25 protein-coding genes and 1 tRNA gene are annotated in these 25,466 nt (G+C 73.2%); 13 read left to right on the top strand and 13 right to left on the bottom strand.

Translation table 11 applies throughout. The annotated features are described in order from the left end of the window. The first annotated feature begins 1 nt into the window (after nucleotide 1). The gene (locus J2S63_RS06015) at nucleotides 2-3,235 is read left to right on the top strand and encodes an ATP-dependent helicase (protein ID WP_310299889.1); all 3,234 of its coding nucleotides are present in this window, start codon (nucleotides 2-4) and stop codon (nucleotides 3,233-3,235) included. Further along, complete coding sequence (locus J2S63_RS06010) at nucleotides 3,232-6,480, top strand: ATP-dependent helicase (RefSeq protein ID WP_310299887.1); 3,249 nt, start codon at nucleotides 3,232-3,234, stop codon at nucleotides 6,478-6,480. Before J2S63_RS06015 ends, J2S63_RS06010 begins: the two co-directional genes overlap by 4 nt. Here J2S63_RS06010 and J2S63_RS06005 read toward each other — a convergent pair. Genes J2S63_RS06005 through deoD form a run of 3 tightly spaced genes read right to left on the bottom strand, consistent with a single transcriptional unit; the run spans nucleotide 6,461 to nucleotide 8,878 of the window. Then, on the bottom strand, nucleotides 6,461-7,573 hold the full coding sequence (locus J2S63_RS06005; RefSeq protein WP_310299884.1) for a hypothetical protein: 1,113 nt from the start codon (nucleotides 7,571-7,573) through the stop codon (nucleotides 6,461-6,463). The genes J2S63_RS06010 and J2S63_RS06005 overlap by 20 nt on opposite strands. Then, nucleotides 7,570-8,121, bottom strand: a complete 552-nt coding sequence (locus tag J2S63_RS06000) for a SigE family RNA polymerase sigma factor (RefSeq protein ID WP_310299881.1) — start codon at nucleotides 8,119-8,121, stop codon at nucleotides 7,570-7,572. Before J2S63_RS06000 ends, J2S63_RS06005 begins: the two co-directional genes overlap by 4 nt. A gap of 52 nt (nucleotides 8,122-8,173) precedes the next feature. After that, nucleotides 8,174-8,878 (bottom strand): purine-nucleoside phosphorylase, encoded by a 705-nt coding sequence (deoD, locus tag J2S63_RS05995; RefSeq protein WP_310299878.1) that lies wholly within the window; start codon nucleotides 8,876-8,878, stop codon nucleotides 8,174-8,176. Nucleotides 8,879-8,904: 26 nt separating this feature from the next. Between deoD and nudC the strand changes: the two genes are divergently transcribed. Both nudC and J2S63_RS05985 read left to right on the top strand, forming a co-directional pair. Continuing rightward, entirely contained in the window at nucleotides 8,905-9,819 is a 915-nt protein-coding gene (gene nudC / locus J2S63_RS05990) for an NAD(+) diphosphatase (RefSeq protein WP_310299876.1), read from the top strand. 264 nt (nucleotides 9,820-10,083) lie between these two features. Then, nucleotides 10,084-11,307: an IS110 family RNA-guided transposase gene (locus tag J2S63_RS05985; protein ID WP_310299192.1), complete on the top strand. Its 1,224-nt coding sequence runs from the start codon at nucleotides 10,084-10,086 to the stop codon at nucleotides 11,305-11,307. Nucleotides 11,308-11,317: 10 nt separating this feature from the next. On the opposite strand, the gene J2S63_RS05980 is transcribed toward J2S63_RS05985, so the two are convergent. Continuing rightward, nucleotides 11,318-11,575: a mycoredoxin gene (locus tag J2S63_RS05980; protein WP_310299873.1), complete on the bottom strand. Its 258-nt coding sequence runs from the start codon at nucleotides 11,573-11,575 to the stop codon at nucleotides 11,318-11,320. Between the two features lie 84 nt (nucleotides 11,576-11,659). Here J2S63_RS05980 and J2S63_RS05975 point away from each other — a divergent pair, with 84 nt between their 5' ends. From J2S63_RS05975 to J2S63_RS05965, 4 genes are all read left to right on the top strand, one after another. Further along, nucleotides 11,660-13,768, top strand: coding sequence for an ATP-dependent DNA helicase UvrD2 (locus tag J2S63_RS05975; RefSeq protein WP_310299870.1), 2,109 nt, complete (start codon nucleotides 11,660-11,662; stop codon nucleotides 13,766-13,768). Nucleotides 13,769-14,256: 488 nt separating this feature from the next. Next, the gene (locus J2S63_RS05970) at nucleotides 14,257-14,541 is read left to right on the top strand and encodes a WhiB family transcriptional regulator (RefSeq protein WP_374725106.1); all 285 of its coding nucleotides are present in this window, start codon (nucleotides 14,257-14,259) and stop codon (nucleotides 14,539-14,541) included. Next, a complete protein-coding gene (locus J2S63_RS21375; RefSeq protein ID WP_510184750.1) occupies nucleotides 14,445-14,768 on the top strand; it encodes a putative WhiB-interacting protein in 324 nt (107 codons plus the stop codon). Before J2S63_RS05970 ends, J2S63_RS21375 begins: the two co-directional genes overlap by 97 nt. Nucleotides 14,769-14,852: 84 nt before the next feature. Further along, on the top strand, nucleotides 14,853-15,017 hold the full coding sequence (locus tag J2S63_RS05965) for a hypothetical protein (protein ID WP_310299864.1): 165 nt from the start codon (nucleotides 14,853-14,855) through the stop codon (nucleotides 15,015-15,017). On the opposite strand, the gene J2S63_RS05960 is transcribed toward J2S63_RS05965, so the two are convergent. The 3 genes from J2S63_RS05960 to J2S63_RS05950 all read right to left on the bottom strand — a co-directional run bounded on the left by J2S63_RS05960 (nucleotide 15,001) and on the right by J2S63_RS05950 (nucleotide 17,584). Next, nucleotides 15,001-16,341 (bottom strand): ABC1 kinase family protein, encoded by a 1,341-nt coding sequence (locus J2S63_RS05960; RefSeq protein WP_310299861.1) that lies wholly within the window; start codon nucleotides 16,339-16,341, stop codon nucleotides 15,001-15,003. The genes J2S63_RS05965 and J2S63_RS05960 overlap by 17 nt on opposite strands. Before the next feature lie 28 nt (nucleotides 16,342-16,369). Then, nucleotides 16,370-17,278, bottom strand: coding sequence for a hypothetical protein (locus J2S63_RS05955; RefSeq protein WP_310299859.1), 909 nt, complete (start codon nucleotides 17,276-17,278; stop codon nucleotides 16,370-16,372). A gap of 147 nt (nucleotides 17,279-17,425) precedes the next feature. After that, nucleotides 17,426-17,584: a DUF5679 domain-containing protein gene (locus J2S63_RS05950; RefSeq protein WP_224127705.1), complete on the bottom strand. Its 159-nt coding sequence runs from the start codon at nucleotides 17,582-17,584 to the stop codon at nucleotides 17,426-17,428. A gap of 164 nt (nucleotides 17,585-17,748) precedes the next feature. On the opposite strand from J2S63_RS05950, the gene J2S63_RS05945 reads away from it, so the two are divergent. Then, nucleotides 17,749-17,824: transfer RNA gene (locus tag J2S63_RS05945), tRNA-Thr, on the top strand. Here J2S63_RS05945 and J2S63_RS05940 read toward each other — a convergent pair. Both J2S63_RS05940 and J2S63_RS05935 read right to left on the bottom strand, forming a co-directional pair. Then, nucleotides 17,813-18,163 carry a GntR family transcriptional regulator gene (locus J2S63_RS05940; protein WP_310299854.1) on the bottom strand — a complete coding sequence of 117 codons (351 nt, stop codon included), beginning with the start codon at nucleotides 18,161-18,163 and terminating at the stop codon, nucleotides 17,813-17,815. The genes J2S63_RS05945 and J2S63_RS05940 overlap by 12 nt on opposite strands. 19 nt (nucleotides 18,164-18,182) lie before the next feature. Continuing rightward, a complete protein-coding gene (locus J2S63_RS05935; protein ID WP_310299852.1) occupies nucleotides 18,183-18,605 on the bottom strand; it encodes a DUF5709 domain-containing protein in 423 nt (140 codons plus the stop codon). 172 nt (nucleotides 18,606-18,777) lie between these two features. On the opposite strand from J2S63_RS05935, the gene J2S63_RS05930 reads away from it, so the two are divergent. Genes J2S63_RS05930 through J2S63_RS05920 form a run of 3 tightly spaced genes read left to right on the top strand, consistent with a single transcriptional unit; the run spans nucleotide 18,778 to nucleotide 21,188 of the window. After that, entirely contained in the window at nucleotides 18,778-19,170 is a 393-nt protein-coding gene (locus J2S63_RS05930; RefSeq protein WP_310299849.1) for an SsgA family sporulation/cell division regulator, read from the top strand. Nucleotides 19,171-19,193: 23 nt separating this feature from the next. Then, nucleotides 19,194-19,583, top strand: a complete 390-nt coding sequence (locus J2S63_RS05925) for a DUF5999 family protein (RefSeq protein ID WP_310299846.1) — start codon at nucleotides 19,194-19,196, stop codon at nucleotides 19,581-19,583. Between the two features lie 51 nt (nucleotides 19,584-19,634). Continuing rightward, on the top strand, nucleotides 19,635-21,188 hold the full coding sequence (locus tag J2S63_RS05920) for a succinic semialdehyde dehydrogenase (RefSeq protein ID WP_310299843.1): 1,554 nt from the start codon (nucleotides 19,635-19,637) through the stop codon (nucleotides 21,186-21,188). Here J2S63_RS05920 and J2S63_RS05915 read toward each other — a convergent pair. Beyond that, on the bottom strand, nucleotides 21,181-21,969 hold the full coding sequence (locus tag J2S63_RS05915) for a dioxygenase family protein (RefSeq protein ID WP_310299840.1): 789 nt from the start codon (nucleotides 21,967-21,969) through the stop codon (nucleotides 21,181-21,183). The two genes, J2S63_RS05920 and J2S63_RS05915, sit on opposite strands and share 8 nt — an antisense overlap. Nucleotides 21,970-22,028: 59 nt before the next feature. Here J2S63_RS05915 and J2S63_RS05910 point away from each other — a divergent pair, with 59 nt between their 5' ends. Further along, nucleotides 22,029-22,499 carry a MarR family winged helix-turn-helix transcriptional regulator gene (locus tag J2S63_RS05910; protein WP_310299838.1) on the top strand — a complete coding sequence of 157 codons (471 nt, stop codon included), beginning with the start codon at nucleotides 22,029-22,031 and terminating at the stop codon, nucleotides 22,497-22,499. A gap of 7 nt (nucleotides 22,500-22,506) precedes the next feature. On the opposite strand, the gene J2S63_RS05905 is transcribed toward J2S63_RS05910, so the two are convergent. Genes J2S63_RS05905 through J2S63_RS05895 form a run of 3 tightly spaced genes read right to left on the bottom strand, consistent with a single transcriptional unit; the run spans nucleotide 22,507 to nucleotide 25,455 of the window. After that, nucleotides 22,507-23,193, bottom strand: coding sequence for a uracil-DNA glycosylase (locus J2S63_RS05905; protein ID WP_310299835.1), 687 nt, complete (start codon nucleotides 23,191-23,193; stop codon nucleotides 22,507-22,509). Next, the gene (locus tag J2S63_RS05900) at nucleotides 23,190-24,122 is read right to left on the bottom strand and encodes an SGNH/GDSL hydrolase family protein (protein ID WP_310299832.1); all 933 of its coding nucleotides are present in this window, start codon (nucleotides 24,120-24,122) and stop codon (nucleotides 23,190-23,192) included. Before J2S63_RS05900 ends, J2S63_RS05905 begins: the two co-directional genes overlap by 4 nt. Continuing rightward, the gene (locus J2S63_RS05895; protein ID WP_310299829.1) at nucleotides 24,109-25,455 is read right to left on the bottom strand and encodes a polyhydroxyalkanoate synthase family protein; all 1,347 of its coding nucleotides are present in this window, start codon (nucleotides 25,453-25,455) and stop codon (nucleotides 24,109-24,111) included. Before J2S63_RS05895 ends, J2S63_RS05900 begins: the two co-directional genes overlap by 14 nt. Nucleotides 25,456-25,466: the final 11 nt, after the last annotated feature.

Raw genomic sequence — 25,466 nt, 5'->3', positions numbered from 1 at the left:
GATGACGACCTACCTCCTGCGCCGCCCCGCGCGCACCGCCGCGCCCGCGCCGACGCTCGACGCGTCCCAGCAGGCGGTGGTGGAGCACGCGGGCGGCCCGCTGCTGGTGCTCGCCGGTCCCGGCACCGGCAAGACCACGACCATGGTCGAGGCGGTCGTCGACCTCGTCGAGCGGCGTGGGGTCGACCCGTCGGAGGTCCTCGCCCTCACCTTCAGCCGCAAGGCCGCCGAGCAGCTGCGCGACCGGGTGACCGCCCGCCTGGGCCGCACCACCGGCTCCGACCTGGCCTCGACCTTCCACTCCTTCGCCTGGTCGCTGGTCAAGGAGTGGGCCGACCCCGACGCGTGGGCGGCCCCGCCGCGGCTGCTCTCCGCGCCGGTGCAGGACGTCACGATCCGCGAGCTCCTCGAGCCCACGCCCGAGGCGGTCCGCTGGCCCGAGTCGCTGCAGGAGGCCGTGCGCACCCGCGGGTTCTCCCGCGAGGTGCAGTCGCTGCTGGCGCGGGCGCGCGAGCGCGGGCTGACCGGTCCCGACCTGGCCCGGCTGGGCGCCGAGCGCGGTCGCCCCGAGTGGGTGGCCGCTGGCCGCTTCCTCGAGCAGTACCTCACCGTCCTCGACGCCAAGGGCGCGGTCGACTACGCCGACCTCATCGTGCAGGCCGGTGGCCTCGCCGATCGCCCCGACGTGCGCCGGGCCCTGCGGCAGCGCTGGTCGTGGGTCTTCGTCGACGAGTACCAGGACACCGACCCCAGCCAGGTCGCGCTGCTCCGCTCGATCGCCGGCGACGGCCGCAACCTGGTCGTCGTGGGCGACCCCGACCAGTCGATCTACGGCTTCCGGGGCGCCGACGTGCGCGGCATCCTCGACTTCCCCGACCGCTTCCGCGACCTCGACGGCCGCCCGGCGCCGGTGCTCGCCCTGCAGACCACCCGGCGCTTCGGGCCCCGCCTGCTCGCGGCGTCGCGCACGGTCGCCCAGGCGCTGCCCACCCACGGCGCCATCCCGGGGGAGGCGTTCCGGTCGTTCCGCACCCCGCGTCCCGCCCCCGGCGCCTTCGGCGACGGCGAGGTGGAGGTGCTGCACTTCGACACCGCGAGGGCCGAGGTGGAGCACACCGCCGACCGCCTGCGCCGTGCGCACCTCGAGGACGGCATCGGCTGGTCCGAGATGGCGGTCCTGGTCCGCAGCGGCCGCACCGCGATCCCGGGCCTCCGCCGGGCGCTGCTCGCCGCGGGTGTCCCGGTCGAGGTGGCCTCCGACGACACCCCGCTGGTCGACGAGCCCGCGGTCCGCCCCCTGCTCGACGCGCTGCGCGCCGCGGTGGACCTCACGGTCACCGACCCCGCCTCGCCCTCCTACCTCGACGCCGGCCGGGTCGCCGGGCTCCTGATGTCCCCGCTCGGCGGTCTCGACGTCACCGGGCTGCGCTCCCTGGCCAAGCAGCTGCGCCACCGCGAGCACGCCTCCGGCGTCGCGGCCCGGTCGGGTGACGAGCTGGTCCGCGAGGCCCTGGCCGACCCCCGACAGCTCGACGGCCTCGAGGGCCCAGCGGTCGAGCGGGCCCGGTCGCTCGGCGTCCTGCTCGCCGCCGCACACGCCCGGGTCGCGGCGGGGGAGAGCGCCGAGCAGGTCCTGTGGCACCTGTGGTCGGGCACCGACTGGCCCCGCCGGCTGCGCGCTGTCGCGGTCGGGGGCGGCGGCGGGTCCGCGGCGGCCCACCGCGACCTCGACGCGATCTGCGCGCTCTTCGACGAGGCCTCGTCGGTCGAGGACCAGCGCGACCGCACGACGGCGCAGACCTTCCTCGAGACCCTCGCCGCGCAGCAGATCCCCGGTGACACGCTCGCCGACGCGGGCGTCCGCGGAGAGGCCGTGCGCCTGCTCACCGCCCACCGCTCCAAGGGGCTCGAGTGGCGGCTCGTCGTCGTCCACGGCGTCCAGGAGGGCACCTGGCCCGACCTGCGCCGGCGGTCCACGCTGCTCCACGTCGAGGAGGTCGGCCTCGACCCGGTCGCGCCGGGCGTGCCGGCCTTCGACGTCCGCGCGCTGCTCGCCGAGGAGCGTCGGCTGTTCTACGTCGCGTGCACGCGCGCCCGCCAGCGGCTGCTGGTCACCGCGGTGGCCTCGCCGGACGACGACGGCGACCAGCCCTCCCGCTTCACCGCCGAGCTCGGGGTCGAGGCGCGCGCCGTCGTCGGCCGGCCCGTCCGGCCGCTCTCGCTCGACGGGCTCGTCGCCGACCTGCGCCGCACCGCCGCCGACGAGAGCCGGTCGCCCGCGCTGCGGGAGGCCGCCGTACGCCGGCTCGCGCGGCTCGCGCAGGAGCGCGTGGGGGAGCGTCCGGTCGCGCCGGCTGCCGACCCGGCCTCGTGGTGGGGCGTGCGGGGCCGCAGCCGCGCGAGCACGCCGGTCCGTCCCGAGGACCGTCCCGTGGCGCTGAGCGCCAGCGCGCTCGAGGGGCTCCAGCGCTGCCCGGCCCAGTGGTTCCTCGAGCGCGAGGCGGGTGGGCGCAACGCGACGACCCAGGCCCAGGGCTTCGGCAAGGTCGTGCACACCATCGTCGACCGCTACGTCAAGGGCGAGATCGACCCCGACGTGAGCGTCGACGCCCTGATGGCGCACGTCGACGCGGTGTGGCAGCAGATCCAGTTCCGCACGCCGTGGTCGGGACCGCGCGAGCGGGCCGAGGCCCGGGCCGCGCTCGAGCGCTTCCTGACCTGGAGCCGCCGGCCGTCGGCCCGCCGGGTGGTCGCCGCCGAGCAGGGCTTCACCGTCGAGCTGACCGTCGGCGGAGAGCGGGTGCGGCTGCGGGGCGCCGCCGACCGGCTCGAGGTCGACGAGGACGGCCGGGTGGTCGTGATCGACTTCAAGACCGGGAAGTACCCCCCGCCCGACAACAAGATCCCGGACAACCCGCAGCTCGGCGTCTACCAGCTGGCCGTCGACCACGGCGGCTTCGACGAGCTGCTCGGCACGCGCGGCGCCAGTGGCGGGGCCGAGCTGGTCCACCTGCGCGTCGGTGCGGGCAAGGGCGCCGCCCACGCGCCCAAGGTGCAGCAGCAGGACCCCCAGGCGCCCGGCGACGACGGCCTGCGGGTCGTGGAGCGACAGCTCGCCGCGGCCGCGCGGCTGGTCCGCGACGAGGACTTCCCGGCGACGCCGGGCAGCCACTGCGAGCGCTGCGAGTTCCGCCGGCTCTGCCCGGCCCAGAACCGCGGGACGGTGCTGTCGTGAGCACGCCGCGGCTGCGCACGCCCGAGGAGCTGCAGGCGTTCATGCACGCCGCGTTCCCCCTGAGCCCCGAGCAGTTCGAGGCGGTCACCGCCGACCTCGCCCCGGCCGTGGTGATCGCCGGCGCCGGCTCCGGCAAGACCACCCTCATGGCCGCCCGGGTGGTGTGGCTGGTCGGCACCGGTCGCGTCCGCCCCGAGGAGGTCCTGGGCCTGACCTTCACGACCAAGGCCGCCTCCGAGCTGGCCACCCGCGTGCGTCAGGCGCTCGCCGCGGCCGGGCTCGACCAGGCGGCCGTCGGCGGCGACCCCGACGCCGAGACCGAGCCGCTCGAGCCGACGATCGCGACCTACAACTCCTACGCCGCGAGCCTGCTCACCGACCACGGCCTGCGCATCGGGCACGAGCCCGACACCCGGGTGATCACCGAGGCGGCCCGGCACCAGCTCGCCGCCCGTGTGATCAGCCGGCACACCCGCGAGGTCCGGCACCTCAGCGAGCACCCCGGCACGGTGATCTCCTACCTCCTCGCGCTCGACGCCGCGATGTCGGAGCACCTCGTCGACCCCGCCGAGGTGACCGCCCTGCAGGACCGGGAGCGTCTGCGCATCGCCGAGGCCCTGGCCGTCTCCACGCTCAAGGGGCACCAGGACGACCTCGCCAAGGCGCTGCGCGTGTTCGACCAGCGCGACGAGCTGCTCCACCTCGTGCGCGACTACCGCTCCCTCAAGCGTCGCCTCGGCCTGATGGAGTTCTCCGACCAGATCTCGCTGGGTGCGCGGCTGGCCGACACCTGCCCCGAGGTCGGCGAGGCCGAGCGCGCACGCTTCACGGTGGTGCTCCTCGACGAGTACCAGGACACCTCGGTCGCCCAGGCGCTCATGCTCGGCCGGCTGTTCTCCGGACCCACCGTCGAGACCGGTCGCGGCCACGCCGTGATGGCGGTCGGCGACCCCAACCAGGCGATCTACGGCTGGCGCGGGGCCTCGGTCTCCAACATCCGCCGCTTCGGCGAGGCCTTCCCCGACGCCGGCGGCTCGACCGACGTCGCGCGGTTCAGCCTGCCCACCAACCGTCGTTCCGACCGGCTCGTGCTCGAGCTGGCCAACCGGCTCGCCGGCCCGCTCTACGCCGACTCCCCGGGCGTCCAGCCCCTCCGCCCCAAGCCCGACGCCGCCCCGGGCGAGATCCGCGCGGAGGCCTTCACGACCTACGCCGAGGAGCTGGCGTGGTTGCCCGAGCAGGTCGTCGCCGCCCACGAGCGCTTCGGTGCCTGGAACGAGATCGGGGTGCTCACCCGCGACAACAAGCACGCGGCCGCGGTCTACGAGGAGCTCGTGCGCCACGAGGTCCCGGTCGAGATCGTCGGGCTCAAGGGGTTGCTCGAGCTCCCCGAGGTGGCCGACGTCGTCGCGACGCTCAGCCTGCTCGAGGACCTCACCGACAACGCCGCGATGCTCACGCTGCTCACCGGGCCCCGGTGGGCGATCGGCACCCGCGACCTGGCGCTGCTCGGCGCCCGCGCCCTCGAGCTGGCCGGCCGACGCCCCGCAGGCGAGGTCGACGACCTCGCCGGGGCGCTGGCCGACGCCGTGGCCGGGGCCGACCCGACCGAGGTGGTCTCGCTCGCCGACGCCGTGGACGACCCGGGCGAGCCGGAGCGGGGTGCCTACTCCGCCGAGGCGCTCGAGCGGTTCTCCCTGCTGTCGGGTGAGCTGGCGCGGCTGCGTCACCACGTCGGCGAGCCCCTGCTCGACCTGGTGCGCCGCATCGTCGACACCACGGGGGTCGACGTCGAGCTGGCCTCGTCGGTGAGCCCGGCCGCGCGCGCGCGGCGCGACAACCTCGACCTGTTCGTGCGCGCGGTCGCGGACTTCCGGGCGATCGACGGCGAGGTCAGCCTGACCGCCCTGCTGTCCTACCTCTCCGCCGAGGAGGACGAGGACGGCATGGAGGTCGCGACGCCGAGCGCCGCCGACACGGTCAAGCTGCTCACGGTCCACAAGGCCAAGGGCCTGGAGTGGGACGCGGTCTTCCTCGTGGGCGTGTGCCAGTCGCGGTTCCCCTCGGGGCGCGCGGGCTCCAAGTGGTTCACCAGCGCTCCGGTCCTCCCGACCGAGCTGCGCGGCGACCGGCTCGACCTGCCCGGGCTGGTCGGGTGGAGCCGCGAGGACCTCGCCGACCACGCCGCGCGGTTCAAGGCGCACGCCGCGACCGAGGAGCTGCGCCTGGGCTACGTCGCGATGACGCGGCCCCGCCACCTGCTGGTCGTGACCTCCCACGTCTGGGCGCCCTCGCTCAAGACGCCGCGCGGCCCGTCGGACTACCAGCGCACGGTCCGTGCGTTCCTCGAGGACCAGGTCGCCGCGGGCGTCGTGGACGGTCCGCTCCCGGTGTGGCCCGACCAGCCGGCCAAGGGCGACCCCAACCCCTGCGACGAGCAGCCCACCCGGGTCCCCTGGCCGCCGGAGGAGCACACCACCGAGACCCTGCGCCGTCTCGCGCTCGCCGAGCGGGTCGTCGCGGAGTGGGCGGCCCCGACCACCGACCCCGCGACCGGGCTGAGCGCCGAGGAGGCCGACCTCGTCGCGGCCTGGGACGCCGAGGCCGGACGCCTGCTCGCCGAGGCACGGGCACGGGCCGCCGCGACCGTCGAGCTGACGCTGCCCCAGGCCCTGTCCGCCACCGCGCTGTCCGAGCTGCGCGACGACCCCGAGGGGTTCGCCGCCAGGCTCGCGCGTCCGATGCCGACGCCGCCCGCGCCCTCGGCGCGAGCCGGCACGCGGTTCCACGCGTGGGTCGAGCACTTCCTCGGTGCACGGCAGGAGGTGCTGCTCGACCTCGACGACGTCGCGGGCCGCGGAGACCCCGACTTCGCCGACGACGCCGACCTGCAGGAGCTCGCCGACCGCTTCCGCGCGGGCCCGTTCGCCGACCGCAAGGGTGCCGTGCTCGAGCAGCCGTTCGCGCTCGTGCTCGCCGGCCAGGTCGTCCGCGGCCGCATCGACGCCGCGTTCCCCGAGGACGACGGCTCGTGGCTGCTGGTCGACTGGAAGACCAGCCGGTCCCACAGCGCCGACCCGCTCCAGCTGGCGGTCTACCGCGTGGCGTGGGCCGAGCTGCACGACCTCCCGCTGCACCGCGTCCGTGCGGCGTTCTGCTACGTCCGCGACGGACAGGTCGTCGAGGTCGACGACCTCCCCGGCCGCGCGGAGCTGGAGGAGCTGCTCAGCACGGGGCCGGCCTGACGTCCACGCCGGCGCAGGTCGGCCGACCGAAGGGCACCAGCCGCAGCCGCGTCCCCTCGAGCACCCAGGTGCCGCCGTCGACCGGACCGACGCGGCGGCCGTCGCCCGGGCCCTCCCAGGTGGTCAGCACGCCGTCGATGAGCGTCGTGCCGTGGAAGTCGCCGTCCACCACCCCGGAGTAGCGCCGTGGACCCTCCGGTGGGGAGGTCACCAGCGCCGGACGTCCTCCGTCGAGCGTCACCAGCACGAGTGCGGTGACCGAGCGCCAGCGCACGTCGACCAGCACCTCCTGGTCGCCGTCCCCGTCCAGGTCCTCGACACCGGAGACCCGGACCGGGTCCGCGGCCTGGAGGCTCACGACGCCGTCCACGGAGCCGTGGACGCGGAGGACGGAGTCGGTGCCCTCGTCGACCAGCACCAGCTGCTCGGGCGTGCCGTCGCCGTCGACGTCCTGGCGGGCGCGGTCGACGACGGTCGACTCCCCGAGGTAGTAGGCCTCGTCCTCGTCCACGGCCTGGCGGACCTCACCGGTGGCGTCGCACCACCCGGCCACAGCGCGCACCGTGTGGTCGCCCGGCGGGATGTCGACGGTGAACGGGCCGAACGTCTGGTCGTAGCGCTCCGGAGCACCCGTCGTCGAGCACTCGACGTCACCGGCGTCCGTGCCGCGGACCTCCTTGCCGTCGAGCAGGATCCGGGTCCCGCGGACCCCACCCCCTTCGACCGGCCGGCCGGTGCGGCGGTCGACCACCGGCATGGCGGTCCCCGTGACGTCGAGGCTCACGCGGAACCCGTCGCCGACCGTGGGCGTGACGTGCAGCTGGACCTCCAGCCCGAGGTCGGGCCCTCTGGACGGGCTCGGGGCGGTGGTGGCGACGGTGGCGTCGCGGTCGGGGCTCCCACTCGGCAGGTGAGGCATGCCGAGGCCGGCGACGACCGCGAGCACCGCGAGGCCGGCGCCCGCGCCCAGGCGGCGGTCGCGCTGGGCCCGGCGCTTGCGGGCGATGCCGGCGAGCCGGTCGGGGGCAGGGTCCAGGTCTGCCCGGCGGGCCAGGTCGTCGAAGGCGTCGTGCAGGGGGTCGGTGGTGGTCATGCGGTGCCTCCCTCCCGGAGGTCGGGGTCGGTCAGGTGGCCGCGCAGGGCGGCGAGGCCGCGCGAGGTGGTGCTCTTGACGGTGCCGGGCGAGCAGCCCATGACCGAGGCGGTCTCCGCCTCGGACAGGTCGCACCAGTGCCGCAGCACGACCGCGGCCCGCTGGCGCGCGGGCAGCCGGCGCAGCGCCAGCAGCAGCGCGTCGGACTCGACGACCAGGGAGGACAGGTCCGGGGTCGAGGAGCGCGGCTCGGGCACCGCCTCGGTCGTCCACTCGCGGTCGCGCAGCCGCCGCCAGCGCGAGGTGCGCAGGTTGACCATGACCCGACGCACGTAGGCGTCGGGAGAGTCGTAGGCCGAGACCCGGCTCCACCTCGGCAGCACCTTGGCGTACGCCGTCTGGAGCAGGTCCTCGGCCTCGTGCAGGTCCCCGGTCAGCAGGTAGGCCAGCCGCTTGTGGCGGGCGCCGCTGGCGAGGACCCAGTCCTCGAACCCCTCCTCGGGGGAAGGGGCGGTGGGTGGCCGTGCGGTCACGGTCTGTCCGTCCATGACCCCCTACACGCCGCGACCCCGAGCAGGGTTGCCTGCATCGGGGGAGCGATCAGGACAGCATCGCCGAGAGCGCGACGTCGACCATGTGGCCGAAGGTCTCCTGCCGCTCGGCCGCCGTGGTCTCGGCCCCGGTGAGGATGTGGTCGGAGACCGTGCAGACCGCGAGCGCCTTGCGCTTGTGCTTGGCGGCCAGCGTGTAGAGGGCGGCGGCCTCCATCTCGACGGCCAGCACGCCGTACTCCGCCATGCGGCTGGTGAGCTCGGGTCGCGAGGCGTAGAAGGAGTCGCTGCTCATGATCAGCCCGACCTTGGCGGTGACGGGCAGGCCCTGGGAGGCCTCCCACGCGCGGCGGAGCAGGTCGAAGTCGGCGACCGGCGCGTAGTCGAGGCCCTCGAAGGTGATCCGGTTCATCGAGGAGTCGGTGCAGGCGCCGCTGGCGATGACCAGGTCACGCAGCTCGAGCTCCTCGGAGAGCGCGCCGCAGGAGCCGACGCGGGTGACCGACCGGACGTCGTAGTCCGTGAACAGCTCGTTGACGTAGATCGAGATCGACGGCATGCCCATGCCGGAGCCCTGCACCGAGACCGGCTGCCCCTTCCAGGTGCCGGTGAAGCCGTACATCCCGCGCACCTCGGAGTAGCAGGTCGCGTCGTCCAGGAAGTTCTCCGCGATCCACCTGGCTCGCAACGGGTCGCCGGGCATGAGGACGTGGGGTGCGATCTCGCCGGCCTTCGCGCCGATGTGCGTGCTCATGGCGTCACCCTACGTAGGCTCGCGGGGTGACCGACTTCCCCCTTCCGTACTCCGTGGACGTGGCCCTCTCGACCCGCTCCCACGAGCGCATCGGCGACCGCCGGACCGATGACGAGTGGCTGGCCGAGCAGTGGGCCGACACCGCGACCCGGGTGCTGGTGCTGGCGGGCGGCCGCTTCCCCCTCGCCCCGGGAGGCACGACCGTGCGCTGGCTCTCGCCGCGCGAGACCGACGACCTGGTGCCGGGCGCGGAGCGGGTGCTGCTGGGGGAGCGCGACGGGCTGGTCCACTTCCTCGCCCTGCCCCGCGGCTTCCGGGCCCCCGACGACTGGGGTACGCTGCGCTCCCACGGGCCCGAGCTGTCGGCGCCGGACCAGGGCTTCGTCGTCCAGGGGGTCGCGCTCGACGAGTGGCGCCGGTCCCACCGCCACTGCGGACGTTGCGGCCACCTGCTGGACCCGTCGGGTGGGGGCTACGTCCTGACCTGCCCCTCCTGCGGGCGCCAGCACTTCCCCCGCACCGACCCGGCCGTGATCATGCTCGTCACCGACGACGACGACCGCGCCCTGCTCGGTCGTCAGCCGTCGTGGCCGCAGGGCCGCTACTCGACGCTGGCAGGCTTCGTCGACCCGGGCGAGAGCCTCGAGGACGCCGTCCGGCGCGAGGTGATGGAGGAGGCCGGCATCGAGGTCGGCGACGTCGCCTACTTCGGCAACCAGCCCTGGCCGTTCCCCTCGAGCCTCATGGTCGGCTTCTTCGGCCGGGCGCTCACCACCGACATCCACGTCGACGACGACGAGCTCGAGGCCGCGCGCTGGTTCACCCGCGACGACGTACGCCGCGGGGGAGAGTCGGGCGAGCTGGTGACGCCGGGCGGCTTCTCGATCAGCCGGTCGCTGGTCGAGGCGTGGTACGGCGGCGTCGTGCCGGGGTCCTGGTGACCCTCACTGGTGGACCTTGGTCCACGACAGGAGTAGGCCTTCTGTCTGCACCCCGGGTCTGCCGAGTCACTGCCAGGCTGACCGAGTCGCCCGTCTGGGACGACCTGCCTGAGAGTTGCGGGGCTCGGTGGCCCGGGACGTGCAGATCGGCCATAGGGCTTTGCGCCAAGGCTTGCCGGCCTGGAGCGCCTCAGTGAGCGACCGACCGTCACGTCCCGGACCGGAGTGCTGAATCCGTGGGCTAGACGGAAGGAGAGCACTCACATGGAGGCTACGCCCGCACGAATCACCTTTGCCGGGATCGACTGGTCCTGGCAGCACCACGCGGTCTGCGTGATCGACGCGCAGGGTCACCGGCTCGAGGAAGCCACGCTCCCGCACTCGCGTTCCGGCCTGGCCAAGATCACCGCGCTGCTGCGCCGCCACGAGATCACGCAGGTCGGAATCGAACGTGGCGACGGACCGGTCGTCGAGCACCTCCTGCGCGAGGGGTTCGAGGTCGTCGTGATCTCCGCACGCCAGGTCAAGTCCCTGCGGGTCCGCTATGGCTCGGCGGGCAACAAGGACGACCGCTTCGACGCCTTCGTCCTGGCCGACGCGCTGCGCACCGACGCCGGACGCTGGGCGATCGTGCGTCCCGATACCCCCGAGACGGTGGCGCTTCGGATGCTGGTCCGCGCCCGCCAAGACCTGGTCGGGCACCGGATCGCGGTCCACAACCAGCTGCTCGCCGTGCTGCAGCACAACTTCCCCGGCGCGATCGGCCTGTTCAGCGGCCTCGACATCGCCATCAGCCTGGCGTTCCTGCGCCGCTTCCCCTCCGAGGCCAAAGCCGCCTGGCTCTCGCAGAGCCGGCTGGCGCACTGGCTCAAGGCCAACGCCTACTGCGGACGCCAGACACCCGCCGAGCTCGTGGCACATCTCCATGAGGCCGCGACCGGACGCGTCGATGGAGCAGCCGCTGAGGCGAGCGAGCTCATCGTCCTGACCCTGGTCGAGCTGCTCACCACCCTGCGCCGCCAGCAGACCGCGCTCGAGACCCGGATCAAAGAAGCACTGCTCGCCCACCCCGACGGACCGATCTTCCAGTCCCTGCCCCGCTCCGGCACCGTCCGCGCCGCCACCCTGCTCGCCGAGATCGGCGACTGCCGGGCTCGCTTCCCCGACGCGGGCGCTCTGGCCGCCGCCGCCGGCGTCGCACCCTCCACCCGGCAGTCCGGGACTTTCCGCAACGTGGGCTACCGACGCGGCTGCAACAAACACCTCCGCGACGCCCTCGTCGACTGGGCCCAGGACACCCCACGCGCCAACGCATGGGCCCGCGACACCTACGACCGCGCCCGCCAACGCGGCGCACGCCACCCCCACGCAGCACGGATCCTGGCCCAGGGCTGGACGCGGATCCTCTGGCGCTGCTGGACCGACCACCAGCCCTACAACCCCGACCTACACGGCCGCCTCAACGACCTCCAACACCAGGCCGCTTGACATAGGGCTCTCAGGCGCTGAGCTCGTCGAGCTCGGCCAGCTTGGCGAGGACCTGCTTGGCCGGCGGGTTGGTGTGGGCCGTTCCGTCGGCGTAGACGAGGGTCGGGACGGTCTGGTTGCCGTTGTTGATCCGCATGACCACCTCGGCCGCGGCCGGGTTCTCCTCGATGTCGACCACCTCGAAGTGCACGCCCTCGCGCTCCAGCTGTCCCTTCAGGCGGTGGCAGTAGCCACACCAGGGTGTGGAGTACATCGTGACGCTGGCCATGAACTGTCCCTCCGAAGACTTAGGGTCGGGAACGATCGTCCCCACTGGGGGAGCAACACCAAACCCCGAGGAGCCTGTTCCCGCATGCCCGCGATGTCGCCGACGTCACCCCCGCCCTCACCCGAGGCCCTGCTCGAGGCGCTCGACCCCGAGCAGCGGGCGGTCGCCGAGGCGCTGCGCGGACCCGTGCGCGTGCTCGCGGGCGCCGGCACCGGCAAGACCCGCGCGATCACCCACCGCATCGCCTACGGCGTGGCCACCGGCGTCTACGTCCCGCAGCAGGTCCTCGCGGTCACCTTCACCACGCGGGCCGCGGGCGAGATGCGGCAGCGGCTGCGGGTGCTGGGCGCACCGGGCGTGCAGGCCCGCACCTTCCACTCCGCGGCGCTGCGGCAGGCGCGCTACTTCTGGCCCAAGGTCTACGCCGGCGCGCTCCCGGAGCTGATGGACTCCAAGCTCTCGCTGGTGGGACGCGCCGCGAGCCGCAACCGCGTCGACACCTCGGCCGCGACCCTGCGCGACCTGGCCGGCGAGATCGAGTGGAGCAAGGTCAGCAACGTCCGCCCCGAGGACTACGAGCGCGTCGCCGAGGCCAGGGGTCGTGAGATCTCGGTCCCGCCCGCGACCGTGGCCCGGGTGTTCTCCTCCTACGAGGACGCCAAGCGCGAGGCCGGACGCATGGACATGGAGGACGTCCTGCTGTGCGCCGCCGCGGTGATCAGCGAGGACGAGCGCGTCGCCGCCGAGATCCGCCGCCAGTACACCCACTTCGTCGTCGACGAGTTCCAGGACGTCTCGCCCATCCAGGCCACGCTGCTCGACCTGTGGCTCGGCGGCCGCCACGAGCTCTGCGTGGTGGGCGACCCCGCCCAGACGATCTACAGCTTCGCCGGGGCGAGCGCCCGCCACCTCCAGGAGTTCCCGCAGCGCCACCCCGGCACGACCAGCGTCGAGCTGGTCCGCAACTATCGCTCCACGCCCCAGGTCGTGGCCGCGGCCAACGCCGTGATGGGAGCGTCCGGGCGGCCCGGCTCGGACGGGTCCGCCGTGCGGCTGCAGGCCCAGCGCCCGGCCGGGCCCGAGGTCGCCTTCTCCGAGCAGCCCGACGAGGTCGCCGAGGCCGCGTTCGTCGCGGGGCGCATCAAGGCGCTGCTGCGCGCGGGCACCCCGGCCCGCGAGGTGGCGGTCCTGGTGCGGATCAACGCCCAGTCCGAGGCGTTCGAGGAGGCCCTGGCCGCGGAGGGCGTGCCCTACGTCGTCCGCGGCGCCGAGCGCTTCTTCCAGCGCGCCGAGGTGCGCCAGGCCGTCACCCTCGTGCGGGGCAGCGCGCGGTCGGGGGAGGGCGCCGGCCTCACCGGCGACGAGCTGGTCCAGCAGACCCGCGACGTGCTCGGCGGCATGGGCTTCACCGACGAGGCGCCGACCAGCCGGGGCAACGTGCGCGACCGCTGGGAGTCGCTCAACGCCCTGCTCACCCTCGCGCGCACGTTCGCCGACGCCCAGCCCGAGGCCGACCTCGCGGCGTTCGTCGACGACCTCGACCGCCGCGCTGCGGAGCAGCACGCGCCTGTCGCCGAGGGCGTCACGATCGCGACGCTCCACACGGCCAAGGGGCTGGAGTGGGACGCGGTGTTCCTCGCCGGCGCCCACGAGGGGGCGCTCCCGATCACCTATGCCATGGACTCGCCCACCGCGATCGAGGAGGAGCGCCGGCTCTGCTACGTCGGCGTCACCCGCGCCCGCGAGCACCTCACCGTCTCGTGGTCGCTGACCCGCAACCCGGGTGGACGCGGCTCCCGCAAGCTCTCGCGCTTCTTCGACGGCATCGCCCCCCAGGCCCTCACCACCACCCAGCGCCCCACTTCTTCTCAGAAGAACAAGAAGTCCGCGACCTGCCGGGTGTGCGGCGCCGTCCTGACCACGACGCTGGCGCGCAAGCTCGGTCGCTGCGAGACGTGCGAGTCGCCCTACGACGAGGAGCTCTTCGAGCGGCTGCGCGCCTGGCGGCTCGAGAAGGCCGGCGAGGAGTCGGTCCCCGCGTTCGTGATCTTCACCGACGCGACCCTCCGTGCCCTCGCCGAGGTGCAGCCGCGCAGCGAGCGTGAGCTGCTGCGGGTCAACGGCATCGGGGCCTCCAAGCGCGAGCGCTACGGCGACGAGGTGCTGGCCCTGATCGCCGCGTCCGGCGAGTGAGAGAACCCGCGGAAGATCCACGCAATAAATCGTTTGCCAACGCAGAACGTGCGCGAGTACCGTGCTTGTCACGCTCACGCATGGCGCCTGAGCCCCTTGGACAGCCGAGAGCTCCGAGGACCGAGAGAGACCAGGAGGTGGACCAGATGATGACCATCAACGCGACCAGCATCCAGCGTGGCACTCGTGTGTCCACGCCTCGTCCGTGCGCCGGCTACGCCGCCCCTGTCGCCTCCGTCCTGACCTCGGCCCCGTCTGTCGTCACGCCGTTCGGCGCCCAGCTCGACACCACCGGTGTCTGGGGTGACGTGCGAGTCGATGGCCACATCGCCGCCACGGGTCAGCCCGCCTGGAGTCCACCGATCTAGAGCACCAGCTCTCAGCTCGGCAGCCTCCAGGCCGCGGACCCCAGACCGGGATCCGCGGCCTTTCTGTTTGTCACACCGACCGAAGTGCAGAGAAACGAATTACCCAGGAGGAACCAGATGATGACCGCACTGCTGGAGGTGCCGGCGCTGTCAGCCGAGTCGACCGAGCTCGCCGAGCTCCCTTGTCGCGAGGAGCCGGACCTCTTCTTCGCGGAGTCGCCCAGCGACGTCGAGCTGGCCAAGTCGATGTGCGGGAGCTGCCCGATCCGGGCCGCCTGCCTCGAGGAGGCGATCGGACGCCGCGAGCCGTGGGGCGTGTGGGGTGGACAGCTGCTCCTCCAGGGAGCCGTGATCCCACGGAAACGACCCCGTGGACGGCCTCGCAAGAACGAGGTGGCGGCGTGAGGGCCGCGACCCGACGACGAGACACCACACCGATGACTTCTTCCCTGAACTGGAGCAATGCCATGAACCTCATGTTCGAAGACCTGGCTCGTGCACAGATGTCCGAGCGCCTCGGAGAGGCGCGGGCACAACGACGTGGACGTCGGCTCCTGATGGCCCACCGGCTGTCGGAGCGTGCCGAGCGGGCGGCCCACCGGGCCCGCCTCGCCGCTGCCCGTGCTCTCTGAGCGCACGGGCAGCACCACCGGCCCCCGTCGTCGCGGCACCGCGACGGCGGGGGCTTCTGCGTGCCGGCGTCGTACGCTGGCGCGATGGTGGTCTGCGACCTGTGCGGGGCGAGTCACGAGGGTGACGCGCCGCCGCTGACCTGGTCCCTCTCGATGGAGGCGGGCCAGGCCAAGCGCTTCTGCGACAGCTGCACGCGCGAGCACCTCCGGGTGGTGGAGGGCAAGCTCGACCTCAGCCGGGGCTGGTAGCGAATCCCGGCAGGGAGCCCTCGAGGATCTCGCGGAACGGCACCTCGGCCTCGAGCTGGCACAGCACCCCGACCGCGCCGGTCCACGTGCGGTGGACCAGGAGGTACTCCGGCGGCAGGTTGAGCCGGAAGGCGACCTGCACCTCGGGGGAGGACGGGTCCTGCACGCGGGCGAGCTGGGCCCGCAGGAAGTCGCGGGAGAAGCGGAAGGTGCGCGTGCGCGCCGGCTCGGTGAACGGGCCGAGGTAGGAGCGCAGGTCGTCGGGCCGGACCCGGATGTTGGGCTTGATGAAGCCCTCCTGGCGCAGGAACGTGACGACCGCGTCCCAGTCGTCACCCAGCGACAGCCGGGAGAGGACCCCGAGCGCCACGGGCAGCTCGCCTCCGGGCAGGCGCGCGACGGCGCCGTAGTCGAGCACCGCCAGCCGGTCGGGAGCGCCACCCTCGCCGGGCACCAGGCGGAAGTTGCCGGGGTGCGGGTCGGCGTGGAGGAGGCCGGTGCGCGCCGGGCTCTCGAAGAGGAAGCGGGCGTAGAGCTCGCCCCAGTGGTCGCGCTCCTCCTGGGTGCCGCCGGAGATGACCTTGGCCAGCGAGGAGGTGCCGGGCACCCACTCGGTGACGATGGCCCGCTGGGAGAACTCCATCACCCGCGGGACGACGTAGTGGGGGTCGTCGGCGTAGACCTCGGCGAAGCGCGACTGGGCCTCGGCCTCGAGCCGGTAGTCGAGCTCCTCGGCGACCCGGTCGCGCAGCTCCTCGGCGAGGAGCTTGACGTCGATGCCCGGCAGGAGACCGCCGAAGGTGCGGGCGAGCCGGGTGATCTGCTTGAGGTCGGCGAGCATCGCCTGCTCGGCGCCGGGGTACTGCAGCTTGACCGCGACCTCGGTGCCGTCGACCCAGCGGCCGTGGTGGACCTGCCCGATCGAGGCCGAGGCCGCCGCCTCCTCGTCGAACTCGACGATCTTGCGCTTCCACCCCGCCCCGAACTCGCGGACCAGCTGCTGGTGCACGACCGCCCGGCTCATCGGCGGGGCGGAGTCCTGCAGTTTGGTCAGCTGCTCGCGGTAGGGCGCCGCGATCTCCTCGGGCAGTGCGCCCTCGAAGATCGAGAGGGCCTGCCCGAACTTCATCGCGCCGCCCTTGAGCTCACCGAGGGTCTTGAACAGCTGGGCGGCGGTCCGGGTCTGCACCTCGTTCATCACGACCTCGGCCGGCGCCCCGCCCAGGCGCTTGCCGACCCCGAGGGCCTGACGACCGGCGTACCCCAGCGGGAGAGCCGCCATCCGCGCGGTGCGCGTGACGGCCTTGCGTGGAAGGTCTGCCATGTCCCCTATTCTGCCGGGTCCGGTCGAGTCAGCCGGTCAGACAGGCGCAGTCCGGCCGCCGCGGCCACTTCTGGACGGTGTGCCCGTCGAGGCTGGGACCCACCGTCAGCGTGCTGCCGAGCCGGGCCGGGGTCGCTCCCTCGGCCCACGAGGCGAGGTCACGGGCGGCCAGGGCCAGGCAGAACGCCACGAGGGCGATGTCGAGCGGTTCGGGCACGCCGTCGGCCCGGTCGGCGCCCGCGTGGCGGGCGTACTGCTCGAGCAGGAGGGGCCAGGCGGGGTCGCGGTCGGCCAGGTGCCCGTCGATGCAGCGCACGCAGGTGGACGAGCCGGGCACGACGAAGGGGCCGACCAGGCCTGCGCCCTCGACGAAGCGCACGACCAGGTGCGGCTCCTGCCAGTCGTCGAGCAGGCGACGGTCGGGCTCGCCGACGCACACCAGCGCCCGCACGACGGGGGGCCGCAGCGAGCGCGGCCCGCCGGGCAGGTGGGCCCCGGCCCGCAGCCCGCTGCGGCGGCACAGGGCGCGCAGCTGCTCGGCCAGGGCCTCGTCGAGGCCGGAGGGCCGGCCGTGCCGCTGGCGGGAGGCGGGCTGCACGACCACGGAGCACGACGAGCGCCGCGCGAGCACGTCGGGCTCGCGCGGGTGCTCGCGGGCGACCGCGGCCAGCGCGTGACGGCTCCACCCCTCGTCGCCGGAGTACGACGGGTCGCCGGCCGGCGGGAGCGCCGACCTCAGCGCGGCGTCGTCGGGCAGCAGCACGGGCTCGAGCCGGCTGAGCAGCGCGGGCGACCCGACGAGACCCGCGCCGGACTCGAGGCGTCGCAGGTCGGCGCTGTCGGGCAGGACGACCCGGGTCGCCGGGTCGAGCCCGACCTGCAGGTGGTGGGCGTCGCGACGCAGGACCCGGGTGCCGGGGAGGAGGAGCGGCTGCATGCCGGCAGCCTCACCCCCTCCGGACCTCCGGGGGCGCGAGCCTCCACAGGTGCACGGATTCCGGCCCGACCCGCACCGGCGGAGGGGGTCCGGGAACGTCGAAGGGCGCGACCCGCAGGTCGCGCCCTCCGAACGGGGATCGTGGCGTCAGGCCTTGCCGAGGATCCGGTTGAGGTTGGTGCTGCACACGGGGCACACGGCCTTGGCCATGCGGGTGCCCTTCTCGTTCACCTTGACCTCACCCTCGGCCTGGCGCTTCTCCTTGCACTTCACGCAGTAGAACTCGCCGCTCCAGGTCTCTGCCATCTCGACTCCTCGGTCTCTTTCTGAACACGTTCGTGTTGGTCGTCGCGGCGAGTGCTGTGCTGCCCACTCGGGGTCTCCCGCCGGTGCCGCGGTGCACGGCCGACCCCGACCCTACGCCTACGGGCTGACTACGATGTGCGCTGGCCGCCCGGCGTGGCGGCCCCGCCGGTGTAGCTCAGTTGGTAGAGCGCCTTACTTGTAATAAGGATGTCGCGGGTTCGACTCCTGTCACCGGCTCCAGACCCGGGTCACCAGGGCGATCGCGTCCTCCCGCGAGAGGCCCAGGGCGCGCGCCCTGGCGGCGTACTCGGTCGCTGCCTGCCGGGCGCTGCGCTCCACGTCGTCGCCGGTCACGAAGCTGCCCGCTCGTCCCCGGGTCTCGATGACCCCGGCCGACTCCAGCTCGCGGTAGGCCCGCGCGACGGTGTTGACCGCGAGACCCAGCTCGCCGGCGAGCCCCCGGACGGTCGGCAGCCGGTCACCGGGTCGCAGCGACCCGGCGGCGACGTGGTCGGTCACCTGCCGGCGCACCTGCTCGTACGGCGGCTCGGCGGACTGCGGGTCGACGGCGAGCCTCATGCGGCGGAGCCTGCCGCGCTCACCAGTCCTCGTCCTCGTCGATGACGTGCATGGCCGCCTCCTCCGCAGAGGCCGCGGCGCCGTCGATGCCGGCGTCGTGGGCGAACCGGTCGTCGTGGGGGGTGCTGCCGTCGCCGTCGTCGGACCACAGCCGACCGGCGCGCCGGTCGCCGACCTCACGGTCGTCGAGGTCCTCGTCGTCCCACGTGGCCGGGTCGGGCTCGGGCTCCTCCTGAGCGATCCGCATCGCGAGGGTCTCGCCCTGGCGCATCTCGGCACGGGTGTTGCCGAACCCCTCGCCCGGCGACCAGCGCTCGCGCGTCACGATGCCCTCGTCGAGGATGTCCTCGACCCCGCGGTCGTCCAGGGTGTCCCCGGCCTGCAGCTGGTCCAGCTCTTCGCTGTGGTCGAGTCCCCAGCCCTCGTCGGCGCTGTTGCTCATGCCCTCATCCTGCCACCGCGGGTGCCGTCCGGGTCGCGTCCGAGCAGGTCGGGGCTGTCTCCTCGGGCACACCGGGCGAAACCCCCTGCCGCGGGTGGCCTAGCCGACACGCCTCCACCGATAACCATCCACGGTCCCTCCTCGTTGACCGGCTGAGGATGGAGGCACCTACATGAACCAGATCACGATCGACACCGCCGGCTGGATCCGCAGCGTCGGTGACGCCGAGACCGTCGAGGTCCGGATGTCCTACGACCCGGCCGACCCGCTCGCGGTCTCGCTGCACATCACCGGCGAGTCCCGGGAGGACACGTGGGTCTTCGCCCGCGACCTGCTGGCCGACGGCCTGCGGTCGATGGCGCCGGTGGGGGCCGGGGCGATCCAGGTGCAGGCGACCTCCGTGCTGACCGAGGTCTCGCACCTGGGCGAGACGGGCGACGTCGAGATGCTGCGGCTGCCGTGGTGGAACACCCGCGAGTTCATCCGCCTCACCCACACCGTCGTCCCGCGGGGCCACGAGGACGTCGACATCGACAGCTGGCTGGACGACCTGACCGCCTCGTGAGGCGCGGGCGCACCGGCGCCCGGATGGAACCGAATTGGAACGAAACACAATTCAGGACTTGTGGTTCTCGGACATGTGACCAACAGCGAGTTAGCATCGATCCAATGCTCTGGTCCAGACCATGCGACGCACATCACCCAGTCCCGCGTGGTTCAGGACCAAGGGCCTGTAGCGTTGGATCACTGTTGCTCCTTTGGGAGAGGGGCAACCTTTCTGGGAGGTACACAACGATGTGTGCACACATGCCGGCCTGTCCTGAGGCCACCGAGAGCTGTTGCTGGACCGCTCATGTCGTGGTCGACCACTCCGAGCAGGGCTGGACCAAGCTCTGCAACGGCGTGATCGTGTTCGACGACGGCTACTTCCTCGCCCCTGACGGGCACTCCGAGCCGATCCACGCCGTCGCCGCCTGAGGGCCCGCCCGACCTCTGTCGGACAGAACTAGAACTTGTTACAGTTCTGGGATGAGCCTTCCCGTCTCGATCGACGACGCCCTGCTCGCGCGCCTGACCGGCGCCATCGCGGCGGACGGCGCCTCGACGTACAAGCTCACCGAGGTCTACACCGGTGAGCTGATCTGCGAGCTCCCGCAGTCCAGCCCGGCCGACATCGAGCAGGCGTACGCCGACGCGCGCGTGGCGCAGCGCGAGTGGCGCTCGTGGCCGCTCAAGCAGCGGCTGGCGGTGATGCGCACCTTCCACTCGCTGCTGCTCAAGGAGTGGGAGACCGTCGTCGACCTGATGCAGGCCGAGACCGGCAAGGCGCGACGCATGTCCTTCGAGGAGGTCTGCGACGTCGCGATGACCACCAGCCACTACCTCAAGCACGCCAAGCGCATCCTCAGCGAGCACAAGCGCGGCGGGGTCGTGCCGTTCGTGTCGACCAGCACCGAGGTGCGGGTGCCCAAGGGGGTCGTGGCGGTCATCTCGCCGTGGAACTTCCCCTTCGCCACCAGTCTCTCGGACTCGATGCCGGCCCTCATCGCGGGCAACGGCGTCGTGCTCAAGCCGGACAACAAGTCGGCGCTCTGCGTGACCTTCGGCGTCGAGCTGCTCCACCGGGCCGGGATGCCCGAGGGCCTCGTGCAGGTCGTGTGCGGCGAGGGCGCCGACGTCGGCCCGGCCCTCATCGACGGCGCCGACTACGTCATGTTCACCGGCTCGACCGCGACCGGCCGCTTCGTCGGCGAGCGGGCCGGGGCCAACCTGATCGACTGCACGCTCGAGCTCGGCGGCAAGAACCCGCTCATCGTCATGCCCGACGCCGACCTCGACGAGGTGGTCCCCGGCGCGCTGTTCGGGTCGTTCCTCAACGCCGGCCAGGCCTGCATGCACATCGAGCGCATCTACGTGCCGCGGTCGATGGAGGAGGAGTTCACCCGTCGCTTCGTCATCGGCGCGAGCAAGATCGCGCTCGGGGCGACCTACGACTGGGAGCCGATGATGGGCGGCCTCATCTCGACCGCCCAGCTGGAGCGGGTCTCCTCGCACGTCGAGGACGCGCGGGAGAAGGGCGCCGAGGTGCTCACCGGCGGGCGTGCGCGGCCGGACCTGGGGCCTACCTTCTACGAGCCGACCGTGCTGCGCGGGGTCACCAAGGACATGGTCCACGGCGTCCAGGAGACGTTCGGGCCGGTCACCTCGATCCACACCTACGACGACCTCGACCACGCCGTGGAGCTGGCCAACGACACCGACTACGGCCTCAACGCCAGCGTGTGGGGCACCGACCTCGAGGCCGCCGAGGCGCTCGGCCGCCGCATCGAGGCCGGCAACATCAACATCAACGACTCGCTCGCCGCCTCCTACGCCAGCAAGGCCTCGCCCTCGGGCGGGATCAAGCAGTCCGGCGTCGGCGGGCGCCACGGCGACGCCGGCATGCTGAAGTACACCGACCCGATCAACGTGGCCGTGCTCAAGAAGCAGGTGCTGACGCCGGACCCGTCCGTCGACTACGCGAAGTACGCCAAGCAGACGGTCACCTCGCTGCGCGCGATGCGCAAGCTCGGGGTCAGGTGATCACCAGGCTGCGTTTGCTCAGCCCCATCCAGTAGCCGTCGATGACCTGCTCCGCGGGGGTGGTCAGGTCGGTGCCGGCGCCGAGCGCGACGAACAGCGGCGTGTAGTGCTCGACGGTCGGGTGGGCGTAGGGCATGCCGGGGGCGAGGCTCCGGTAGGAGGCCAGCGTGTCCACGTCGCCCTTGCCGATCGCCTCGGCGGCCCAGAGGTCGAAGTCCCTCGACCAGCCCGGCACGGCGGCGTCGATGCGCCACTCGGTGAGGAACGGCAGCCCGTGGGTGAGGAAGCCCGAGCCGATCACGAGCACGCCCTGGTCGCGCAGCTCCTGCAGCCGCGCGCCGATCTGGACCAGGCGGCCCGGGTCGTGCGTCGGCAGTGACATCTGCACCACCGGGACGTCGGCCTCGGGGTACATGATCTTGAGTGGCACCCAGGCGCCGTGGTCGAGGCCGCGGCTGGGGTGCTGGTGCACCGGCTCGTGGTCGGGCATCAGCGAGGCGACCGTGCTCGCCAGGGCCGAGGAGTCCGGCGTCGGGTAGGTCATCTGGTAGTAGCGCGGGGCGAAGCCGCCGAAGTCGTAGACCAGCGGCGTGGCCGCGGCGGTCGCGCTCAGCGACAGCGGTGCGGACTCCCAGTGGGCCGACACGATGAGGATGCCGGTGGGCCGGGGCAGGCGTGCGGCGAGGGTGCGCAGCTCCCCGCTCCAGATCGGGTCGTCGAGCAGGGGAGGGGCGCCGTGCCCGAGGTAGAGGGCGGGCATGCGGTCCTGGGTGGCAGTCATGGGGTCTCCTTCAGGGGCAACATTACTTGAAACGTCAAGTGTTTGGCTAGTATTCCTCCGTGACCCGATGGCTGACCAAGGACGAGCAGGACTCCTGGCTCGCGCTCGCCGGCGTGATGCTGCGCCTCAACACCGCCCTCGACCAGCAGCTGCAGCGCGACAGCGGGCTGACCCACTTCGAGTACCTCTGCCTCGCGATGCTGTCCGCGGAGCCCGAGTGGACCACGACGATGAGCGAGCTGGCCCGCACGGTCAACGCCTCCCCGTCGCGCCTGTCCCACGTCGTGCGCAAGCTCGAGGACCGGGGCTGGGTGGCCCGCTCGCCCGCCGCGCACAGCCGGCGCGTGACCGTCGTACGCCTGACGCAGGAGGGGTACGACGTCCTGGCCGACGCTGCCCCGGGTCACGTGGGGACGGTGGCCTCGCTGGTCTTCGACGGGCTGTGCGGCGAGGACGTGGAGCGGCTGCGTGAGCTGATGGGCCACGTGCTCCAGCGGCTCGCGGCCTCGGGGCTCGACCGGCCCGAGTGAGCCCGGGCTAGGGCAGCGACCAGTCGACCGGCTCGCCGCCCTGCTGCACGAGCAGGTCGTTGACCCGGCTGAACGGGCGCGAGCCGAAGAACCCACCCCGCGCCGACAACGGCGAGGGGTGCACCGACGCGACCCACGGCACCGGGCCGAGCAGCGGCTTGAGGGTCTGGGCGGGGCTGCCCCAGAGGATGGCGGCACACGGTCCGCCGCGCGCGGCCAGGACCTCGATCGCGCGCTCGGTGACGCGCTCCCAGCCCTTGCCCTTGTGGGCGTTGGACTTCCCGGGCTGCACGGTCAGCACCCGGTTGAGCAGCAGCACGCCGCGCTCGGCCCAGGGCGTGAGGTCACCGTTGCTGGGCGCCGGGACCTCGAGGTCGGCCACGAGCTCCTTGAAGATGTTGACCAGGCTCGGCGGCACCGGCCGCACGTCCGGCGCGACGGAGAAGGACAGCCCCACGGGGTGGCCGGGCCGAGGGTAGGGGTCCTGCCCCACGATCAGCACGCGCACGTCGGCCAGCGGCCGCTGGAACGCCCGCAGCACGAGGTCGCCTGCGGGGAGGTAGCCGCGCCCCGCCGCGAGCTCGGCGCGCAGGAAGTCGCCCATGCGGGCGAGGTCCTCCTCGACGGGGGCGAGCCCCTCGGCCCAGTCGGGCGCCACGAGTCCCCGGTCGACCAGGCTCGAGAGTGTGCTCATCGGCGCTCCCACCGCTCGACGACCAGGTCGGCCACCGCCCGCTGCTCGGCAGCGAACGGGTGGTAGGCCAGGGCCTTGCGCTGGTCGGTGTCCTTGCCGTTGACCCACGGGTCGTCGCTGCAGACCTCGTGCCCGCGCGAGGCCGGCCACAGGTCGAGGAACGCGACGCCCGCGCGCGCGGCCGCGGTGCGGATCGTGGCGCGCAGGCGCTGCTCGACCCGGGAGAACTGCTCCCGCTGGTCGCGTCGCAACGGCAGCGAGGGGCAGGAGCGGGAGGGGTCGACCAGGCGGGGGTAGCCGACCAGCAGCACGAGCGCGTCGGGCGCTGCTCGGCGTACGACGCGACGCAGCGAGGCGGTGACGTCGGCCCGGGTGCGGGCCAGGGTGCCGTCCACGTCGCCGGTGCCGGGCAGGCTGCCGCACTGCGGGAGCTGCTGCCGGGAGAACGAGCAGACCAGCCGGGAGAACAGGTTGCCGTCGTTGCCGCCGATGCCGACCGTCACCAGGTCGGCGTCGCGACGCAGCGCGCGCTCCTGGGCCGGGACCGTGCCCTCGCCGCCGCCCACGCGCTGGGGGCCGACGAGGTCGCCGCTGTCCGCGCCGCTGCAGGTCACGTCGACGACCCGCGAGGGCTCGAGCCGCGCGGCCACGAGGCTGGGGTAGTTGCCGGAGGACCGGAAGCACCCACCGGCCACGTCGGTGACCGGCACGAAGGGGGCCGAGCTGTAGGAGTCGCCCAGGGCGACGTACGTCCTCGGTGCGTCCGCGTCCGCGTCCGCGACCGCGCCCCCGTCGCGCCGGACGGACGCGCCGGCCTGCGGGGGCTGGGCGTTGCCGGTGTCGCAGCCGGTGAGCACCGAGGTGAGGGCCAGCGCGGCCAGGGCGCCCGCGAGGACGGACCGGCGACGCGGCGCCTCAGCCCGCGTCACGCTTGGCGGGACGCGCGGTGGACAGGCTGCGGGAGCTGGCCGAGGAGAAGCGCCGCTGCGGGTTCGCGCCGATGCCGGGCTCGGCCGCCGTGCTCGTCTTGCTCGCCTTCTTGGCGGGCTTCTCGGCGGCTGGCTCCTTGGTGTCCGCCTTCGTGGTCCCAGCCTTCTTCTTCGGCTTGGCCGCCGACTTGGCGGCCGACTTGGCCGCGGCCTTGGCGGCCTTGCGCTCAGCGCGCGCGGCGGCCTCGCGGCGCGCGGCGTGGTCGGAGGAGTGCTCCTCGATGAACTCGTCCATGATCCGCCAGGTCGTGTGGCGGGCCGCGCGACCGGTCAGCATGCCGAGGTGGCCACCGGGGACGACCTCGAAGCGCATCTGCGCCGCGTGGGGGACGAGGTCGACGATCGGGCGCACGCAGCTGACCGGGGCGATCGTGTCGCCGGCGCCGCCGAAGGACAGCACCGGCACGGTGATGTCGGCGAAGGAGATGTCGCGGCCCTCGAAGCTCACCCGGCCGCGGGCGAGCTCGTTGCCCTTGACCATGCGGTGGTAGAGCTGCCCGAACGTGCGGCCGGGGTAGGCGAGCATGTTGGCGGTGAACCGGTCGACCGCCTCGACCTGGGCGAGGAACTCGGTGTCGTCGAGCTTGGCCAGCTGGACGAAGGGCTTGGAGATCAGCTTGTCGAACGCCGAGAGCTGGAAGGCGCGGCGCACCAGCGGCTGCGGCACGCCGCCCATCGCGCGGTAGGCCAGCGTGATGATCGAGGCCCGGTCGGGGACGACCCCGAGGAGCGGGCGCACCGGGGCGATGAGCGGGACCTGCCGGATGTCGATCGGGCTGCCGACCGTGGTCACCGACCCGATCGGGAGGCTGGTGAACGCCGCGGCGGTGAGCAGGCTGAAGATGCCGCCCAGGCTCCAGCCGACCAGGTGCACGGGTCGCCCGCCGGCGTGGCTGCTGACCTGGCGGATCGCCTCGGGCAGCACCTCGGCCACCCAGTGCTCCATGCCGAGGTTGCGGTTCTTGAACGAGACCTGGCCGTACTCGACCAGGTAGGTGGGGCGTCCCTGCTGCACGAAGTGCTCCACCAGCGAGCAGCCGCGGCGCAGGTCGAAGCAGAGCGAGGGGGCTGCGAGCGGGGTGACCAGCAGGACCGGGTCACCGGTCTCCTTGGTCCTCGCGACGGGCCGGTAGTGGTAGACCTCCCGCAGCATGCCGTCGTCGATGAGCGTGCGCGGCATGGGTCTCAGATCGGCCACTCCGCCGTACAGCAGCTTGTGTGCGACGTTGGCGGAGGCGGCGACGATCTGGTCCGGCTTCGGGATCAGATCCATGCGGCGGAGGA

It is taken from the genome of Nocardioides marmoribigeumensis (genome assembly GCF_031458325.1).
GTDB lineage: Bacteria > Actinomycetota > Actinomycetes > Propionibacteriales > Nocardioidaceae > Marmoricola_A > Marmoricola_A marmoribigeumensis.
The sequence above is the reverse complement of the archived record's forward strand: the minus strand, read 5'-3'. Positions and strand labels throughout refer to the sequence as shown.

Excerpts from the sequence above, each read along its gene's own strand:
- J2S63_RS05980 (WP_310299873.1), bottom strand. The coding sequence starts at position 11,575 with ATGGCCAGCGTCACGATGTACTCCACACCCTGGTGTGGCTACTGCCAC.
- J2S63_RS05915 (WP_310299840.1), bottom strand. The coding sequence starts at position 21,969 with ATGACTGCCACCCAGGACCGCATGCCCGCCCTCTACCTCGGGCACGGC.
- J2S63_RS05950 (WP_224127705.1), bottom strand. The coding sequence starts at position 17,584 with ATGGCAGAGACCTGGAGCGGCGAGTTCTACTGCGTGAAGTGCAAGGAG.
- J2S63_RS05935 (WP_310299852.1), bottom strand. The coding sequence starts at position 18,605 with ATGAGCAACAGCGCCGACGAGGGCTGGGGACTCGACCACAGCGAAGAG.
- deoD (WP_310299878.1), bottom strand. The coding sequence starts at position 8,878 with ATGAGCACGCACATCGGCGCGAAGGCCGGCGAGATCGCACCCCACGTC.
- J2S63_RS05965 (WP_310299864.1), top strand. The coding sequence starts at position 14,853 with ATGGTGGTCTGCGACCTGTGCGGGGCGAGTCACGAGGGTGACGCGCCG.
- J2S63_RS05940 (WP_310299854.1), bottom strand. The coding sequence starts at position 18,163 with ATGAGGCTCGCCGTCGACCCGCAGTCCGCCGAGCCGCCGTACGAGCAG.
- J2S63_RS06005 (WP_310299884.1), bottom strand. The coding sequence starts at position 7,573 with ATGACCACCACCGACCCCCTGCACGACGCCTTCGACGACCTGGCCCGC.
- J2S63_RS05970 (WP_374725106.1), top strand. The coding sequence starts at position 14,257 with ATGACCGCACTGCTGGAGGTGCCGGCGCTGTCAGCCGAGTCGACCGAG.
- J2S63_RS05895 (WP_310299829.1), bottom strand. The coding sequence starts at position 25,455 with ATGGATCTGATCCCGAAGCCGGACCAGATCGTCGCCGCCTCCGCCAAC.
- J2S63_RS05955 (WP_310299859.1), bottom strand. The coding sequence starts at position 17,278 with ATGCAGCCGCTCCTCCTCCCCGGCACCCGGGTCCTGCGTCGCGACGCC.
- J2S63_RS05960 (WP_310299861.1), bottom strand. The coding sequence starts at position 16,341 with ATGGCAGACCTTCCACGCAAGGCCGTCACGCGCACCGCGCGGATGGCG.
- J2S63_RS06000 (WP_310299881.1), bottom strand. The coding sequence starts at position 8,121 with ATGGACGGACAGACCGTGACCGCACGGCCACCCACCGCCCCTTCCCCC.
- J2S63_RS05920 (WP_310299843.1), top strand. The coding sequence starts at position 19,635 with ATGAGCCTTCCCGTCTCGATCGACGACGCCCTGCTCGCGCGCCTGACC.
- J2S63_RS05925 (WP_310299846.1), top strand. The coding sequence starts at position 19,194 with ATGGAACCGAATTGGAACGAAACACAATTCAGGACTTGTGGTTCTCGG.
- J2S63_RS05975 (WP_310299870.1), top strand. The coding sequence starts at position 11,660 with ATGCCCGCGATGTCGCCGACGTCACCCCCGCCCTCACCCGAGGCCCTG.
- J2S63_RS06015 (WP_310299889.1), top strand. The coding sequence starts at position 2 with ATGACGACCTACCTCCTGCGCCGCCCCGCGCGCACCGCCGCGCCCGCG.
- J2S63_RS05930 (WP_310299849.1), top strand. The coding sequence starts at position 18,778 with ATGAACCAGATCACGATCGACACCGCCGGCTGGATCCGCAGCGTCGGT.
- J2S63_RS05985 (WP_310299192.1), top strand. The coding sequence starts at position 10,084 with ATGGAGGCTACGCCCGCACGAATCACCTTTGCCGGGATCGACTGGTCC.
- J2S63_RS05905 (WP_310299835.1), bottom strand. The coding sequence starts at position 23,193 with ATGAGCACACTCTCGAGCCTGGTCGACCGGGGACTCGTGGCGCCCGAC.